Origin of the sequence: Cereibacter sediminicola (assembly GCF_007668225.1) — a bacterium.
Lineage (GTDB): Bacteria > Pseudomonadota > Alphaproteobacteria > Rhodobacterales > Rhodobacteraceae > Cereibacter_A > Cereibacter_A azotoformans.
Genome location: NZ_VDEK01000175.1, coordinates 1 through 385 on the forward strand (window position 1 = coordinate 1; position 385 = coordinate 385).

The following is a 385-nucleotide window of genomic DNA, read 5'->3' on the forward strand; positions in this document are numbered from 1 at the left end:
GCGCCTCAAGCCGTTCTTCCCCAAAAGCCATGGCAAGCCCCGCGTCGATGATCGTCGTGTCCTCAGCGGCATAATCTTCATCAATCGCAATGGGTTGCGCTGGTGCGACGCGCCCAAGGAATACGGTCCGGCCAAGACCCTGTACAACCGCTGGAAGCGCTGGAGCGACAACGGCGTGTTCGCCCGGATCATGATCGGCCTGGCTGGCCACAGGGCCGAGCACAAGACCATCATGATCGACGCGACCTATCTGAAGGCGCATCGCACGGCCTCCAGCCTGTGCGCAAAAAAGGGGGACGTGCGCGTCAGACAGGTCGGACGAAGGGTTGTGTAATGCGGAAGTCAAGCGGCGTTCTTGAGCGGATCGAAGGTCTGGCGGGTCTGG

At 61.6% G+C, this 385-nt stretch carries 1 pseudogene; it reads left to right on the forward strand.

Annotation, left to right across the window (positions count from 1 at the left end):
• A pseudogene (locus FG154_RS20890) lies at window positions 1–385 on the forward strand (transposase); the annotation flags it as partial.